At 57.5% G+C, this 16,182-nt stretch carries 14 protein-coding genes; 10 read left to right on the top strand and 4 right to left on the bottom strand.

All coding sequences use genetic code 11. The annotated features are described in order from the left end of the window. The first annotated feature begins 110 nt into the window (after nucleotides 1-110). Both ACP90_RS13375 and ACP90_RS13370 read left to right on the top strand, forming a co-directional pair. Nucleotides 111-1,592: a protein adenylyltransferase SelO gene (locus tag ACP90_RS13375; RefSeq protein ID WP_062488626.1), complete on the top strand. Its 1,482-nt coding sequence runs from the start codon at nucleotides 111-113 to the stop codon at nucleotides 1,590-1,592. Between the two features lie 156 nt (nucleotides 1,593-1,748). Then, nucleotides 1,749-3,812 (top strand): M13 family metallopeptidase, encoded by a 2,064-nt coding sequence (locus ACP90_RS13370; RefSeq protein ID WP_062488625.1) that lies wholly within the window; start codon nucleotides 1,749-1,751, stop codon nucleotides 3,810-3,812. A gap of 42 nt (nucleotides 3,813-3,854) precedes the next feature. On the opposite strand, the gene ACP90_RS13365 is transcribed toward ACP90_RS13370, so the two are convergent. Further along, nucleotides 3,855-4,442 (bottom strand): TetR/AcrR family transcriptional regulator, encoded by a 588-nt coding sequence (locus tag ACP90_RS13365; protein ID WP_062488624.1) that lies wholly within the window; start codon nucleotides 4,440-4,442, stop codon nucleotides 3,855-3,857. A gap of 126 nt (nucleotides 4,443-4,568) precedes the next feature. Between ACP90_RS13365 and ACP90_RS13360 the strand changes: the two genes are divergently transcribed. The 6 genes from ACP90_RS13360 to ACP90_RS13335 all read left to right on the top strand — a co-directional run bounded on the left by ACP90_RS13360 (nucleotide 4,569) and on the right by ACP90_RS13335 (nucleotide 11,137). Then, nucleotides 4,569-5,252, top strand: coding sequence for a PspA/IM30 family protein (locus ACP90_RS13360; protein ID WP_158514179.1), 684 nt, complete (start codon nucleotides 4,569-4,571; stop codon nucleotides 5,250-5,252). Between the two features lie 15 nt (nucleotides 5,253-5,267). Further along, on the top strand, nucleotides 5,268-5,549 hold the full coding sequence (locus ACP90_RS13355; protein WP_022998340.1) for a YiaA/YiaB family inner membrane protein: 282 nt from the start codon (nucleotides 5,268-5,270) through the stop codon (nucleotides 5,547-5,549). 102 nt (nucleotides 5,550-5,651) lie between these two features. After that, nucleotides 5,652-9,071: an acyl-[ACP]--phospholipid O-acyltransferase gene (locus ACP90_RS13350; protein ID WP_062488622.1), complete on the top strand. Its 3,420-nt coding sequence runs from the start codon at nucleotides 5,652-5,654 to the stop codon at nucleotides 9,069-9,071. A gap of 229 nt (nucleotides 9,072-9,300) precedes the next feature. Next, nucleotides 9,301-9,582 (top strand): hypothetical protein, encoded by a 282-nt coding sequence (locus ACP90_RS13345; protein ID WP_062488621.1) that lies wholly within the window; start codon nucleotides 9,301-9,303, stop codon nucleotides 9,580-9,582. A 9-nt stretch (nucleotides 9,583-9,591) separates the two neighbouring features. After that, complete coding sequence (locus ACP90_RS13340; protein ID WP_062488620.1) at nucleotides 9,592-10,362, top strand: hypothetical protein; 771 nt, start codon at nucleotides 9,592-9,594, stop codon at nucleotides 10,360-10,362. A gap of 19 nt (nucleotides 10,363-10,381) precedes the next feature. Next, nucleotides 10,382-11,137, top strand: coding sequence for a hypothetical protein (locus tag ACP90_RS13335; RefSeq protein ID WP_022998337.1), 756 nt, complete (start codon nucleotides 10,382-10,384; stop codon nucleotides 11,135-11,137). A 32-nt stretch (nucleotides 11,138-11,169) separates the two neighbouring features. Here the strand turns inward: ACP90_RS13335 and ACP90_RS13330 are convergent, their stop codons facing one another. Then, nucleotides 11,170-12,537, bottom strand: coding sequence for an aminotransferase class V-fold PLP-dependent enzyme (locus ACP90_RS13330; protein WP_062488619.1), 1,368 nt, complete (start codon nucleotides 12,535-12,537; stop codon nucleotides 11,170-11,172). Nucleotides 12,538-12,576: 39 nt separating this feature from the next. Between ACP90_RS13330 and ACP90_RS13325 the strand changes: the two genes are divergently transcribed. Continuing rightward, nucleotides 12,577-12,954 carry a metalloregulator ArsR/SmtB family transcription factor gene (locus tag ACP90_RS13325; protein WP_197923261.1) on the top strand — a complete coding sequence of 126 codons (378 nt, stop codon included), beginning with the start codon at nucleotides 12,577-12,579 and terminating at the stop codon, nucleotides 12,952-12,954. Nucleotides 12,955-13,156: 202 nt separating this feature from the next. Then, complete coding sequence (locus ACP90_RS13320; protein ID WP_062488617.1) at nucleotides 13,157-13,585, top strand: HIT family protein; 429 nt, start codon at nucleotides 13,157-13,159, stop codon at nucleotides 13,583-13,585. A gap of 87 nt (nucleotides 13,586-13,672) precedes the next feature. Here ACP90_RS13320 and ACP90_RS13315 read toward each other — a convergent pair whose 3' ends face one another. Together ACP90_RS13315 and ACP90_RS13310 are read right to left on the bottom strand one after the other, a co-directional pair. After that, nucleotides 13,673-15,286 carry an ABC transporter substrate-binding protein gene (locus tag ACP90_RS13315; RefSeq protein WP_062488616.1) on the bottom strand — a complete coding sequence of 538 codons (1,614 nt, stop codon included), beginning with the start codon at nucleotides 15,284-15,286 and terminating at the stop codon, nucleotides 13,673-13,675. Between the two features lie 237 nt (nucleotides 15,287-15,523). Then, nucleotides 15,524-16,174: a glutathione S-transferase gene (locus ACP90_RS13310; protein ID WP_062488615.1), complete on the bottom strand. Its 651-nt coding sequence runs from the start codon at nucleotides 16,172-16,174 to the stop codon at nucleotides 15,524-15,526. Nucleotides 16,175-16,182 lie beyond the last annotated feature (8 nt).

Here is a 16,182-nt window from a genome sequence, read left to right as displayed (position 1 = left end):
CCTTCTCAAAGTTCACATGAATTCGATTTCCGACCTGACCGGGGCGGACAGACGGCCGTAACTTCCTATATTAAGCGGTAAAGCTATTCCCACCGCACACTGTAGGTTCCATGACCGCCCGACCGCCCATTTTCCAGTTCGACAATTCCTACGCACGGGATCTGCCCGGCTTTTATGTGGCCTGGGAAGGCGCGAAGGTGCCAACGCCGCAGCTTGTGGTGTTCAATCGTGAACTTGCAAAAGAACTCGGCCTTGATTCCAACCTTCTGGAAACATCCGAAGGCGCAGAGATCTTTGCCGGGGTCCGTCAGCCGGACGGCGCGTCCCCCCTTGCCCAGGTGTATGCCGGCCACCAGTTTGGCGGCTTCTCGCCACAACTGGGGGATGGCCGCGCGCTTCTTCTCGGAGAGATTATCGACAGCACCGGCAATCGGAAGGACATTCAGCTGAAAGGGTCGGGACCGACCCCCTTCTCCCGTGGTGGAGACGGCAAGGCTGTCGTGGGACCGGTCTTGCGCGAATACATCCTCGGCGAAGCCATGCATGCACTCGGCATTCCGACGACACGAGCATTGGCAGCGGTAACTACCGGAGAAACCATCTACCGGGATGGTCCGAAACCGGGCGCAGTGTTGACCCGTGTCGCCGCAAGCCATTTGCGGGTCGGTACCTTCCAGTATTTTGCGGCACGCGGTGAAACGGAAAAAGTCCGCCAGCTCGCCGACTACGCCATTGCCCGCCACGATCCGGATCTTGCCGGACAACCGGACCGCTATATCCGGCTGTTTCGGGGAGTAGTCGAGCGCCAGGCAGCGCTGGTCGCCAATTGGGTGCTTGTCGGGTTCGTTCACGGTGTCATGAACACCGACAACACGACGATTTCCGGCGAAACAATCGACTATGGCCCTTGCGCCTTCATTGACGCCTATGATCCGGCAGCCGTGTTCAGCTCCATCGACCACGGTGGACGATACGCGTTCGGCCGCCAGCCCGTCATCATGCAATGGAACCTTGCCCGGCTTGCCGAAACCCTGTTGCCCCTGATCCAGCCCGATGATCTGGACAAGGCAGTCGACCTGGCAAGCGCCGAACTCGGCCGCTTTCCTGATATCTACCGCGCAGCCTGGCTGAACGGGATGCGCGCAAAGCTGGGTCTGGTGAAAGAAACCGCGGAAGATCAGGAGCTGTTCGAAACGATGCTGTCGGTCCTGCAGGAACAATCGGTCGACTACACGCTCTTCTTCCGGCACCTGAGCGAGGCCGCTATTGGCGAACCGCAAAAGCTGCGCGAACTTTTTGTCGATCCGACGCAGATAGACGACTGGCTGGAGCGCTGGCGGCAACGCCTTGAAAGCGAAGGCAGAGCGCCGGCAGAAACCAGGGCGGCGATGAACCTTGTCAATCCGCTCTACGTTCCACGGAACCACAAGGTGGAAGCGGCACTCCAGAGTGCGGAAACAGGAGAGTATCTTTTGCTCAACGAGTTACTGGATGTTCTAAAAGCTCCATATGAAGAAAGATCCGGCTTTGAGAGCTATGCCCTTCCTGCCCCGGAGGCTTTTGGTCCCTATCAAACATTCTGTGGAACCTAAGGTTTAACCGCGCTCCCCTCACAGTCGGTTCGATTGCGCCAGGAGCCACCTCGCTCATGAACGCCGCCGCCACAACCCTTGCAGTAATCGGATTGCCATCTGCAGCCGGAACCCTATTCTTACGTAAGGTAAAAAGAATTCCCCGGGGGTGCTGAAATGAAAATTATCCCACTTCTGCTGACGAGCACCTTGCTGCTTTCCGGATCTGCCTTCGCTGAGGAAAACGGCCTTCCCCCACTCACCCCGGACGACCTGCAGTTCTCGCCCGAGAATATGGATACCTCCGTGGATCCGGCCGACGATTTTTATCGCTATGCCTCAGGCAAGTGGCTCGACCGGGTGAACCGGCCAGCGGACAAGGCGCGTTGGGATGTTTTTTCGATCATCGGCGAAAGACTGATCAAGCAGCTTGCGGCTGTTTCCGAAAAGGCAAGCCAAAGCTCCGCGGAAGCGCCCAAGGGTAGCCCGACGCAGCTCGTTGGTGACTTTTACAAGGCCTATATGAATGTCGAGGCGATGGATGCTGCAGGCATCGAACCGATCCAAAGCGACCTGCACTCCATCGAAGCCTTGGAAACCCTGAACGACCTTACCCGGTTCGCGGCTGACCAGGCCGCAATGTCCGGACCTGCCCTGTTTGCGATTTTCGCGCCGAGTGCAGATCCAGCCGACAGCAAGCGCTACGCCATTTTTTCAGCGGGCCCCGGCTTCGGTGTGGAAGACCACCATCTCGAACTCTTGCGCAACAAGGAAGGCGATCCGCGTATTCCCGCCTACCGTGCCTATGTGGCGGAGGTCATGAAGGTCGCCGGTTATCCGGAGGACGATGCCGCTCGCATCGCCGACATCACGCTTCGAATAGAAACAGCGCTTTATGCCGGGATACTGACACCCGAAGAAGGCAACGATCCACGAAACCGCTATAGCAAACTTGGTTATGAGGAGGTCCAGGCCCTGGTGCCGGAATTCGACCTCGATCTCTATCTTGAAACAGTCGGCTTCGAGAAACCCGACGCAGTCTACATGTTTGAACCAAGGGCTTTGCCTGAGCTCTCAAAAGTGCTGAAGGAAACACCGCTTGAAGATCTGAAAGCCTATGCGGCTTATCGGGTTATTGAAAACTACAAGGAATTCCTGACATCCGCCTTCGAAGAACCCGCCAAGGAGTTCAATCTTGTTCTGACCGGTGCACGAACGGACCGTCCTCGCCAGGAACACATGTACGACCTGCTGAAAGAGAACCTCGGCCATCCCGCCAGCCAGCTCTTCGTGGAAACTTACTATTCCGACGAGACCAAGGCCGAAGTCATCAAGATGGTCGAGCGCATTCACGGGAAGTTTCGCGAGCGCGTCGAAACGCGGGATTGGTTGTCGGAAGATACTCGCGCCGAAGCCCTGAAGAAGGTCGACACCTTCTACTACAAGGTCGGCTATCCCGATGAATGGGTCGATTATTCCAAACTCGAGATCGGGGCCGATCCCGTTGCAAACATGCGCAATCTTGGAGCCTTTTCCATGAACCGCATGCTGGAGAAAATTAAGAAACCCGTCGTGCACGAGGAATTCAACACGCAGTCAACGCTGCCGATCGTCATCAATGCCGCCTACACGCCTTCCATCAACGGCTTCGAGGTAAATGCGGCCATCACCCAGCCGCCAGCCTATAGCCACGATATGGACGCTCCCTTGCGCTTCTGCCGGATCGGCGCGGTCATCGGCCACGAAATGACTCACGGTTTCGACAGCGGTGGCCGCCGATACGATGCGGAAGGCAACTTCCGTGACTGGTGGACGGAAGCCGATGCAAAGGCCTTCGACAGGGAAGCCCAGAAACTGATCGACCAGGCCAACGCCTTCGAAGTGCTGCCTGGCCTTAACGCCAACGGCCCCATGAATGTCCGAGAGAACATGGCCGATGTCGGCGGCATCACGCTCGCCTATGAAAGCCTGATGGATTATCTGGCCGAGCACCCTGAGGAAAATGTCGAGATAGATGGCCTGTCGCCGGCCAAGCGCTGTTTCATCGGTTGGGCCCAGTTCTGGACGGCCAAGGCCTCCGACCCGTTCCTGCGCATGCTTGTCGCCGGTGACGGGCATCCTCCTAGCCCTTACCGAGCTTTTGCGGCCCTACAACATGTCGATGCGTTCTACGAGACTTTCGGCATCGAGGAGGGCGACCCGATGTGGTTGCCACCGGAGAAACGGGTAAGAGCCTGGTAAACTTCAGCAGGATAATCTCCAGCCTGGTAGTCAGGGACCTCCCTACCCTGCCAGGCGCTCGACCAGAAAGTTCATTTCCTGCTCCAGCTTTTCTCCCAACAGGCCGACGAACCGTGCTTCCAGGCTGATCGTGACGAGACCGTGTACCGCCGCAAAAGCGGTACGTGTCCGGGCTGCGAGATCTTCTTCCATCATGCTTGGATCGAGTTCGCGCAACGGTGCTGCGATGAAACCGAGAAGCGCGATATTTTCCTGAATATGCCACTCAGGCACCGCCTTGCCTTCAGGCAAGTGATGGCTGAACAATGTCATCCAGAGGTTTCGATTGTCGCGCGCAAACGCCAGATAGGCCAGCGCCAGCACCTTGAGCCGTGCCAAGGGCTCATCCACGGTTTCGACTTTCGATGCCATCAGATCCTTGATGCGGCCGAGCGTTACCGAGTTGACCGCAAGCAACAACGCATCCTGGTCCGCGAAATGCTTGTAGACCGACCCTACCGAGTAACCGGCATCAGCCGCGATCTTTCTGATGTTGACCGCTTCCATGCCCCCTGCTTCCACGGCGGCAATCGCCGCTTCCAGAACGCGACGATGGGTTTCTTCGCTTTTTGCTTTTTGAACTCCGGCCATTAACCGTATCGCACCTCAAAAGTGAACTTTGTTCATTTTTCATCTTGACCTAATCAAAATGATGTGGCTTTGTCAAATAGTGAACAACGTTCACCTTTTGAGAGAGGCACGATGTTTGAGCCATTCATGAACCAACTGAGGGCGCTGTTTCTAACCAGCGCCGAGGAAAGCCGGGACAATCAGTCTCTTGCTCTCCTCTCCATCAACACGCGTACAGCCGCCGCTTCCGTCCGGGCTGCCCAGGTTGCTCTGGCCCGCGCCAAGGCAGAACAGCAGCAGGACCGCAAGCGGCTGTGGCAAATCAATGCATCCCTCGAAGATCTGGAGAACAGGGCTCGCAACGCCCTCCTCAAAGGTCTTGAACCCCTCGCGAAAGAGGCAGCGGAAGCTATCGCACTTCTGGAAGACGAAAAGTCGGCGCTCGAAGAGGCGATCCGATCGTTCGACGGCGATCTTTCAAGCCTCACGGAAACCTTGCATCGCGCCCAGAGCCGTCTGCGCGCCCTCAAGCGCGGTGAACGCACCGTTGAAGTTCGCGACCAGATCCAGAAAGCACAGTCCTTTGGCTCCAGTACCGGCCAGTCGGCGCTCGCCCTTGCAGAAGGACAGCTGGAGGACATCCGCCGACGCCAGGAACGCGACCAATTGGCCGAACAGGAATTCAAGACCTTGTCGGCAGCGGATAACCCGAGTGCGGTTATCGAAAAACTGGGCGATGCCGGTTGCGGCGCGCCTGTCAAAACCAGAGCGGACGATGTGCTCGCCCGCCTGAAGTCCGACATTCCCCTTCTTCTGGAAGAAAGCAGCTAACACGAGGACAAGACCATGCAGGAACCCACAGTCAAACATTCCAACAACTGGACCATTTTTACCGCCGGCAGTTTCGCTGTAGCCGCTATCATGATGGCCCTGGGCATCTGGAACCTTGAAGCAAGCTTCTCCGCGAAAGGCTTCTACGCAATGGCCGCAATCATGCTGGTCCATACAGCGGTCACCCTGACCAAGACCATGCGTGATCGCGAAGAAGCCAACAAGTTCCATAACCGCCTGGAAGACGCAAAGACGGAAAAACTGCTGATGGACATCAGCAAGCCGGAACAAGTCTGATCCAGAAATAAAACCGGGCGGAGTTTCTAACCCTCCGTCCGGGTTTCAAAGATTGAAGGTTATGAAGCAGATTGACAGATAGCTGCTTCGAAGGAGGACCTCATGAGCGCGTCACTGATGACATCCAGACGTTTCGCACCGCTCTTCTGGACGCAGTTTTTCTCTGCATTCAACGACAATTTCCTGAAAAACGCCCTGGTGTTCCTGGTGTTGTTCCAGGTTGGTGGACACGGCGCAGACGGTGGCAACACCGGTGTTCTGATAACGTTGGCCGGGGCTGTCTTCATCGCGCCCTTCCTGTTTCTGTCCGCACTCGGGGGCGAACTCGCAGACAAGTTCGACAAGGCTCGGATTGCCCGGGCAACCAAGCTTGCAGAAATTGCAGGCGCAGGCCTGGCCGTGACAGGCATGGCCTTGTCCTCCCTCCCCATCCTCTTTGCCGCGCTATTCGTGTTTGGTGCCATGTCTGCCTTGTTCAGCCCGGTCAAATACGGGCTGCTCCCGGATCATCTGCCGGCTTCAAACCTGCCGCGCGCCAATGCCTGGATAGAAGCGGGAACTTTTCTGGCAATCCTGGGCGGCACGATTTCCGCCGGCCTTTTGTTCAGCACCGGTGCTCCCACCCTGATCTTTGCCCCAGTTATGATAGCCTTGGCTATCGCATGTTACGGGCTGAGCCGGCAAATTCCCTCCGCATCGGCAGCAGCCCCTCATCTGACGATTGACTGGAACCTTGCGACATCCACATGGTGCGTGGTGAGAGATCTGGCTGCCGATCGTCGTCTCTTCCTGGTAGCCATGATGAATGCCTGGTTCTGGCTCATCGGTGCCATGGTGCTCGCTGTTCTGCCGCTGATGGTCAAGACGTTCCTGGGCGGTGAAGAAATTGCCGTCACCTATTTCCTGACCGTCTTCGCCGTTTCGATCGGCATCGGGTCGGCAATTGCCGCCTGGCTTCTGGCTGGCCGTGTCGTCCTTTTGCCGGCTCCTGTCGGAACGCTTCTGCTGGCGCTCTTTTGCCTGGATGCGGCATTGACCCTGGCAGGCCTGCCAGCAACCGCAACAGCATCTGGCTTGCGCGAGTTCGTCACCCATGAGGGCGTAATCCGCCTCAGTGTCGATATGGCCGGCCTTGCCATTTCCGGTGCGTTGCTGGTTGTTCCCACCTTCACGGCACTCCAGACCTGGGCGAAACCGCAGGTGCGTGCCCGCCGGATAGCAGCGTCCAACGCCCTTGGCGCTGCCCTGATGACGGTTGGCGGACTGTTGCTGGCAGGAGCCCAGAAACTTGGATTTTCCGTTCCCGCAATTTTTCTGGCGCTGGCCGGGCTGAACCTTGTCGCAGCTATCGTGATGCTCAAGATCCTGCCGACCAACCCGATGCGCGATGCGATCTCAATCCTCTATCGCGCCATCTTCCGGATGGAAGTCAAAGGCCTGGAAAATCTGGAAAAAGCCGGCGAAGCCCCGATCCTGGCGCTGAACCACGTTAGTTTGCTGGACGCTGGCCTGGCTCTGACCCTGACCGACAAGAAGCCGTCCTTCGCCATCGACTATGACATTGCCAGGCGCTGGTGGGTAAAACCCTTCCTGCACCTTGCGAATGCCTTGCCGATCAACCCGTCAAAACCCATGGCCACCCGCGCACTGATCAAGGTGGTGAACTCCGGCGAACCGATGGTGATCTTCCCGGAAGGCCGGCTGACTGTCACCGGCAGCCTGATGAAGGTCTACGACGGTGCGGCCATGGTGGCCGACAAGACCGGGGCCATGATCGTCCCGATCCGCATCGACGGCCTCGAAAAAACGCCGTTCTCCTACCTGAACCCAAGCCAGATCCGCAAGCGTCTGTTCCCCAAAGTGAAGGTGACAATCATGGAACCTACCCGCCTGGACCTCGACGACGAACTGAGGGGACGTCAGCGGCGCGCTGCAGCCGGCGCCAAGCTGTACAGCGTCATGTCCGAACTGATGTTTGAAACCAGCCTGACGGAAGACGTGACGATCCTGGAGAAGGTAATCGCCACGGCAGAAGAATACGGCTACGGCAAGCTGGCGGTTGAGGATCCGGTGTCCGGAAAGCTGAATGCAGGCAAACTGCTGACAGGCGTCTCAGTGCTTGGCCGCAAACTGTTGCGGCACACCGGCGGAGAAGAAACCCTCGGCATCATGCTGCCGAATGCCAATGGTGCTGCCGTTACCGTTCTGGCGACCATGTCTGCCGGCAAGGTGCCCGCCATGATCAATTTCACCGCCGGTCAGGAAAACATTCTCGCGGCTTGCCGTGCTGCGGACGTTCGTACGCTGTTGTCTTCCCGCGCCTTCGTCAAGCAGGCTCGCCTGGAGCAACTGGCTTCAAACCTGGAAGACAACGTTCGCATCATCTGGCTGGAAGATCTGCGCTCTGAAATCGGCTTCATGGACAAGATCCGCGGCCTTCTGACCAAAAGCCGCCCCCTGGTACGCAGGCAGGCGGACGACACGGCAGTGATCCTGTTCACCTCCGGATCGGAGGGAACACCGAAAGGCGTTGTGCTGACACACAGGAACATCCTGTCCAATGCCACGCAGGCAGCCGCCAGGATCGATTTCACCCCGAACGACAAGGTGTTCAACGTCCTGCCGATGTTCCATTCCTTCGGCCTGACCGCGGGGACCATCCTGCCGCTGATATCCGGTGTCCCGGTCTATCTCTATCCCTCGCCCCTGCATTACCGGATCGTTCCGGAGCTGATCTACACCTCCAATGCGACGATCCTGTTCGGCACCGACACCTTTCTCAATGGTTATGCCCGTGTGGCCCATGCTTACGACTTCCGCTCCCTGCGCTACTGTTTTGCAGGCGCGGAGCCGGTGAAACCGTCAACCAGGCAGATCTATCAGGAACGCTTCGGCCTGCGTGTTCTGGAAGGATACGGCGTGACCGAGACCGCACCGGTCATCGCGCTCAACACGCCGATGTACAACCGTCCGGGCACGGTCGGCAAACTGATGCCTGGCATGAAGGCACGCCTTGAGCCCGTACCTGGTGTGGAAACCGGCGGCAGACTGCATGTGTCGGGACCGAACGTGATGGTCGGTTATCTGAAGGCCGAAAATCCCGGCGTCGTCGAACCACTTGTCGACGGCTGGCACGATACCGGCGACATTGTCGAGATCGACGACGACGGCTACATCATCATCAAGGGCCGCGCCAAGCGCTTCGCCAAGATTGCAGGCGAGATGGTGTCTCTGTCCGCCGTGGAAGCCCTGGCGGGCCAGATCTGGCCGAAGCATCTGTCCGCAGTTGCCGCCATCAAGGATGCCCGCAAGGGCGAGAAACTGGTGCTTGTGACGGAAAATCCGGATGCGGACCGCGCAGCCTTCGTTGAAGGCGCCAAAGCCCGAGGCGCACAGGACCTCATGATACCGGCAGAAGTCCGTGTGGTATCCAAGGTTCCTGTCCTGGGCTCCGGAAAGCTGGACTTCGCAGCGGTTGCAAAACTGGTCAAAGACGGATCTGAACTGGGCGAAGCCGCCTGACATTCCGCCCCGACCTGACGCAAGCCGGGTCGGGGTGAATACTGATCACCACACCTCTTTATCTTATCTAGAGAGATTTATCAGCATCGCCAACAAGACATCAGAAGAACATTTCCCGATTTAAACCGCCAGTAACGCAAGAATTGCCCTCCCGGCGAAACTAAACCTTAAGACGAATGATACAACCTGTGAACGCATACCCAACGCCAGACATTTCCGGAGCTTACGGATGCGTTTTAAAAAAGGATTTGCCGTAGCCTTATGCTTCGGTTTGCTCGCCTGCTCGGATAACGTTCCATCCGGAGACCCGCAGTCCGGTCTGAAGCGCGACATGCGCGGTTACAAGGCATCACCCGGCGTCCTCGTAGCGGAAGACGGGACACCTCATTGGATCCAGTCCGCGGTGACCGGGTACAAGGAAACGACCTTGGACACCGACCTTCCCGCGAAGGTGGTCATGCAGCAGCCCACTGCGTTCTGCCGCTTCCGCAAACCCAACCTCGGAGAATAAATCGGCAATGTGCATGTCGGCACAGGCAACATGCATGCGCCGATCTATACCTGGTCGAAAACGAAAATTCGGGAACGGGCACAAAAGCTGGCTGAAAACGCCCAAAAACCAGCCGACGACCCCAGAAAGATCCGTGTCGACACGATGGTACTCAGTGCAAAGGACGACAGTTTTCCTGTTGTCGATGTCGTGGTTACGGAAACCGAAAAGCCGGTCTACCTGATCCTGCAAAACGAATTCGGCAAGATCCTATGGAACATACATCTGGCACCTGGCGCCCGCATCTCGCATGTGGTGGCACTCGGTGTCGGCGATATCGCTTTCGCCAATCTTGATCCTGAAGTGCCTGTTGAAATGGCCGGTGCAAGAACCCTTCGTTCCTGCGGTGTTCAGCCCTGGCGAAAGATGCAAGATCACTGGCTTTTCGCAAGAAACGCCAAGGAAAATCCGAGCCTTCATGAAGAGCCAGTTGCCAAGAACAAGGCGGCTTATCGCAAGTACGACAGCTGGTTCAAGAGCGCCTTCGGCATAAGAAGCGAGCAAAATCTCGCGGGCGTGGAACGGTCAACTCATGTGCTCGTTGGGCCACTCCCGGAAAATCTTGATGACCGGATTCCCTTCCGTCCACTGGGGGGATCACTCGTCATCATGACGCCGGTTGAGAACATCGCAGTAGCTGGCAAGTCCGGCTACGAGGACAAGGCGATGGCGCAGATCAGGCCGCTGGTCGACAAGGCTCTCGGACGTGACAGCACCGCCAATTCCAATTCCGGTTCATAAGCAACAGGGAACAGTCTTGATGCGTATCCTTCAAATCGCCTGCGGAGTGATCTTTTTCGCAGTGACGCTCTACTACGGCTACATCATGTTCAGTGTTGCCAACGTCGCGAACACTGTCTTCGGCTTCAAGAACGATCCGCTAAAAGGACAGGCGACAGTCCACAACGCCAGGCATGGCTCAGGCGGTTCCCTGAAAGACGGCTACGTCGCCCTCACGGACTTCAAGAACCTCGATGCCGGACGGGTGGTCAATATCGTCATGCCCGTATCGGTGAAAGAGCTCTTGAAGGAAACAGGGGCTCCTGCTGACATGGACATGATCGAGGTCTTCATCTCCGGTCAGGCCCCCAGAATCGCGGAAGCCGAATGCAAGCTCCTAGTGAAGACAATTGCATCGAATTGCCGGGTAAAGCTGACAAAAGCCAAGCAATTCAAGGATGATCCGAAATTTGCCGAGATCAGGATGCAGCTTGAGTTCGTAGAGAAGCAAGTCCCCGGTGCATTCGAGACAGAGAAGCCTCTCAACTACCAGGAAGTGGACGCCGATCTGGTGGATAGTGCCGGAATCTATGCCGAAGCCTGGCTGAACGAATTCAAGAACCGACGGGCGAAACTCTATACCACTGCAGCCCGCGCCTGCGATCCCTTGCGGCGTCAGCACGGCAATTGTTCGGTGACTGAAATCAACGTTTTGGGACGATGGGAAAAACGCGAGGAATTCGTGGTCATACGCTCGAACGCAACCCTGTCATATCTGTGGCCCGAAAGGACCTGACCAGGGTTGCGTCTTCTGCAATGTGAGCTGCATCAGGCCGGGGCCATCACCTCGGCCTTTGCCTTCGCAACAGCAGCTATCAGCCGGTCCACATCTTCCGTCCGGGTTGACCAGTTCGAGACGCTGATGCGAAACCCCTGTCGTCCTTTCCAGGAGGCCTGACCGAACCAGGCTTCACCGGAAGCCTGAACATGGCCAGCGATGCGGGCACAGGCGTCTTCCGCCCCCGGCAGCGTCGCAAACACCTGGTTGAAATGCACCTCATGTGGCACTTCGAACCCGAGTGCTGCCAGATCCCCTGAAATGCGCCTTGCATGACTGTGAAAACGGCTCAGCATGTCCTCCAGGCCTTGCCGGCCGAGGGAAAGCAGCGCAGCCCAGGTCTCGGCTCCGCGCGCAGACCGGCTGAACTCAGGAGCGCGGTTGGCGGGGTTTGATACGGTCGCCGGCAGATAGGTGGCCCCGATTGCCATCGACGCCTGCATTTCCTGCGGATGGCGGCACAATGCCAAGCCTGAATCATATGGCGTGTTGAGTGTCTTGTGGCTGTCGACCACCCAGCTGTCTGCCTTCTCAAGTCCCTTGAGCGCCGTTGCCGTATCGCTGCAGGCCCTTGCCCACAACCCGAAAGCGCCGTCGACGTGAAGCCAGGCACCAGCGGCATTACACTTGTCGCCGAGTTCATCAAATGGATCGAAGGCTCCGCTGCAAACGTTTCCTGCCTGGCACAAAACGAGCGTGCGATCATCCAGTTCGGGTAGCCTGTCGATCCGCATCCGCCCTTGATCGTCCACTTCCACCCACTCGATCGATTTCGTGGCCAGGCCTGCCATCCGAAGGGATTTCAGCACGGTTGCATGAATTTCGGCGCTGGCGACAATCCGCAAGCCGGGAGCGCCAATCAGGCCCTCTCCTCTTTCGTGGCCCAGGCGCGACAACAGCGTGTCGCGCGCGGTGACCAGTAGCGCCATGTTCGACATGGTCGCACCGGTGGTGAAAGCGCCATCGGTACCTTCAGGCAGCCCCAGAAGCCTAACGATCCAGGACACCGCCGTTTCTTCCATCTTGATCACGGAAGGTCCCGTCAAACCGTCTGCAACCTGATCCCACGCGGAGAGCAAAGCCCGGGCCGCGGAGGCTGCAGGCAACGCGCCGCCAATGACATAACCGAAGTACCGACCTGCCGCCGTCGCAACAGTGCCCTCACCGCCCACGGTCTCGAGCAGATCAAGAATATCGCCAACGTCGGCGCCCTGCTCCGGCAAACCTGGATCGAGTTCGGCAAGACGAGACAAATTCGGCCCGACGCTCCGATCCGGCAATTGTTTCAGATAACGCACGCCGCGCGCCGCGCCGTTCGAAAAGGCTTCCGCTTGAAGGCCGAGAAGGCTATTTTCCATGTTCGAACCACCAATCTATATCGAAGAGTATCTATATAGATGAATATCAATATAGATGTAGAGTCAAGTTCATTGGCAATGGCGGCACTGGCGAGCCCTGTGCGGCTGCAGATCCTTTTGTGGCTGCTCGACCCTCGAGCCCACTTTCCCCGCCAGCGGGACGGAGACCTCGTGGATGACGGCGTGTGTGTCGGTTTCATCACCGACAAGGTGGGCCTCAGCCAACCGACCGTAAGCTCGCACATGAAAAAGATGTCGGAAGCAGGCCTGGTAACTGGAAAGCGGATCGGCAACTGGATGTTCTACAAACCCGACAGGACAAGGCTTGAAGACCTGGGGTTGAAGCTCACTTGCGCATCGCAAACGGATCCTGAAGCCTCAAATGCTGGCCAACTGGCCAGCGAAACCGTTTCCTGAACAACCGCGGCTTGAGCAAACTCATCCGGGCGGTTCTGCCGCATGTCACGGCTTGCAGCTGCAGGAAATCTCGGACTAGATCAGGAGTAACTCTTGATCGGAATCGATTGATAGTCCTTTGATCAACCCTGAAGTGTCGGGGTGGCTCGTTTCTGAACACCGCTTCGCGAAATTCTTTTGCCTATCAGACAGGAATGCAAACATGTCCACGCCCGCTTATGACGACCAGAATGTCTTTGCCAAAATCCTGCGCGGCGAACTGCCGAGCCACAAGGTTTACGAGGACGACAAAACACTGGTGATCATGGACATCATGCCTCGCGGCGATGGTCATGTTCTGGTGATCCCGAAAGCCCCTTCCCGCAACATTCTGGACATCGCGCCGGAAGATCTCAACGCGGTCATGGCAACAACGCAGACCATGGCCAGGGTGGTGATCAAGGCCTTTGATGCCGACGGCACGACCATCCAACAATTCTCAGAACCTGCCGGTGGCCAGGTGGTGTTCCACACCCACGTCCACGTCATTCCACGTTTCGAGGGCGTGTCGCTGAAACCGCACACCGGTGCGATGGCAGACAATGACGTGCTGGCAGCCCAAGCAGAAAAGATACGAGCCGCACTGGCCTGAGCCAGGCGAGCATCTTCAGCCATTCAGCAAACAACAGACAACGCCCGCCCGGCTTCAAACCGGGCGGGCGTTTTTCTCGATGCTCAATCAGCTATCGAACCACCAGCGGCTGCAGGCACGGGCACCGTCGAGCTCCCAGCTCGATGCCAGTTGCTCACCATGCTGAACATTGCTGCGGCGGGCATAAACGAAGTTGCGGAAGAACGGGATGATCGTGCCGCCGTCGTCATGCGCAAGCAGCGCCATTTCCCGGTACATCTCCGCCCGCCTGGTGTCGTCCAATTCGGCTTTCGCCATCAACAGCAGTTCGTTGAAACGCTCATTCTGCCAATGGCTCTCGTTCCAGGCGGCATCGGACTTGTAGGCCAGAGAATACATCACGTCCGGTGTCGGACGTGCGCCCCAGGCCACCACACAGAACGGTTTCATCAGCCAGACATCCGAGTAATAGCCGTCGTTCGGTTCACGCACGACCTTAATGTCGATGCCTGCCGCCTTGGCATGTTCGGCATAAAGCACGCAAAGATCGACCGCGCCGGAGTAGATGGATTCAGCAGAGGAGATGCTGATGGACAGTCCCTCGGCACCGGCCTTTTTCAGCAGCGATTTCGCCTGGTCCGGATCGTAGTCGTGTTGGGGAATGTCATCCGGCCAATAGGGCATGGCTGGCGAATGGTGGAAATCGTTTGCCTTTGTCGCTGCACCAAAGGCGATCTTCTCGATGATCTCGTCGCGGTTCATCGCGAGCTTGAGTGCGTTGCGAACATCCTTGTTGTCAAACGGAGGCGTGTCGCAGAACATCGGCATCGTGAGCGTCGAGGCAGACGGCACATTGTCGATCTCCAGGTTTGGATTGCGCGCAAGCAGACCCATCGTCTTCAGATCGATGAGCGAAACGGCATCCACGTCGCCAGTAACCAGAGCCGTCTGACGGGCGTTCGGATCGGTCAGGATGATCAGTTCCACGCCGTCGAAATGTGCACCGTCCAGATGCCAGCCGTCATGGCGCGTCAGAGAGAACCTGACACCGAAGTCACCGGTTTCGATCTTGTAGGGACCGGTTCCGTCGCCCGAAGCCCAGTCGATCGAGCCATCGTCGTTCGCCGGACAAATGGCCAGATGGTAATCGGTCATGAGCCACGGCAGATCCGCATTGCCCGAAGACAGTTTGAAAACGATCGTGTTGTCGCCGTCCTTAACTATATCAGCGACGTCAGTCAGCAGAGCCTTGGCCGCGGAGGTTGTGCTGTCGCCGCGGTGGTGGTTCATCGATGCAATGACGTCGTCGGCTGTCATCTTGCGACCGGAGTGGAAGGTAACGTTTTCGTTGAGCTTGAAAGTCCACTCCGTTGCGTCCGCATTCGCCGTCCATTCGGTGGCGATATCCGGCCCAAGAGACCCGTCTGGTTCGATCAGGGTAAGATAGCTGCGGTGAGTATGCGCCAGCACGATCATGGCGATGGTGAGATAGGTGCCCGGATCGTGGGTGTCTGATGTGTTGCCGTCATGAATGCCGACCTTGAAGGTTCCGCCCTGCTTTGGTTGCGCCTTGGCTTTCGTGGTCCAGAGCCCTGTTGCGGCGGAAGCTGCAACACCGGCAGCCATGGAATAATTCAGGAAATCACGGCGGGAAATGCGGCCAGATCTTGCGGCCTCGCCCAGCTTTTCCAGCATTTCCGTATCTTTGTACTTGTCCTTCATCGTCAGATTACCTCCAAGTTTACAGTCACCATCTGGCTTGCGCCCGGTTTCAATCGTTAACTCTAGGTCGGCTGCGTTTTATCCGATCATCCCCCATTCGAAGTTTAGTGCCGCAAAAACGACGTTTCGTTAGATAGTGCGCGGCAAAAGATTGTCCTGTCAGGATTGCGGATAGAAGAGAGGGTAACCGCAGACGGTGCTACGCATCGCTGAGAAGACGCCGCTTGTGACAAGATTTTACGCGACACCCGCCTGAACAGCAGCGTCTTCCTGCTCCCTGGCCATGTTCTGGTCTTCCTGCAGCACCTTGACCACCGACGGCCTTTCGGCGAACCGCTCGATGTAGGCGGTGAATTCTTCGAATTCCGGTACGATGCCGAACATTGTTCCCCACCGCAGCCCCATTCCCCACAGAACGTCGACAGCCGTCATCCGTTCTCCAAGAACGAAAGGTCCCTTTGCCAGCTGGGCACGCATGCTTTCCATGACGGTGTCAAAAGAACCATAGGCGGACATGGAATGCGGCGGTTCTTCACGCTTGAGTGCGCGGTCAATCAGTGCCGGCTCAAAACAGGATGCCATATGCACGAACCATCGCAGGTACGGTCCACGCAGTGGATCATCCAGCGAGGGTGTCAGTCCTTTTTCAGGAAACAGGTCGGCCAGATAGATATAGATCGCGACCTGTTCGGTAATGACTGCCTCGCCAACGCGCAATGCCGGAACTTTGCCAGCCGGGTTGACGGCAAGATATCGGGGTGTCCGGTTTTCACCCAGCTTCAGATTGAGCACATTCAACTTGTAAGGTGCGCCCAGCTCCTCCAGGAGAACACGTACGCCGGTGGCGCGTGTCTGAGGTGCATAAAAGAGTTCGACCTGATCCGCCATGTTCCTCT

The sequence above is a fragment of the Labrenzia sp. CP4 genome (assembly GCF_001579905.1).
Taxonomy (GTDB): Bacteria; Pseudomonadota; Alphaproteobacteria; order Rhizobiales; family Stappiaceae; genus Roseibium; species Roseibium algicola.
Note: the sequence above shows the minus strand (reverse complement) of the source record. Positions and strands in the feature narration are given on the sequence as shown.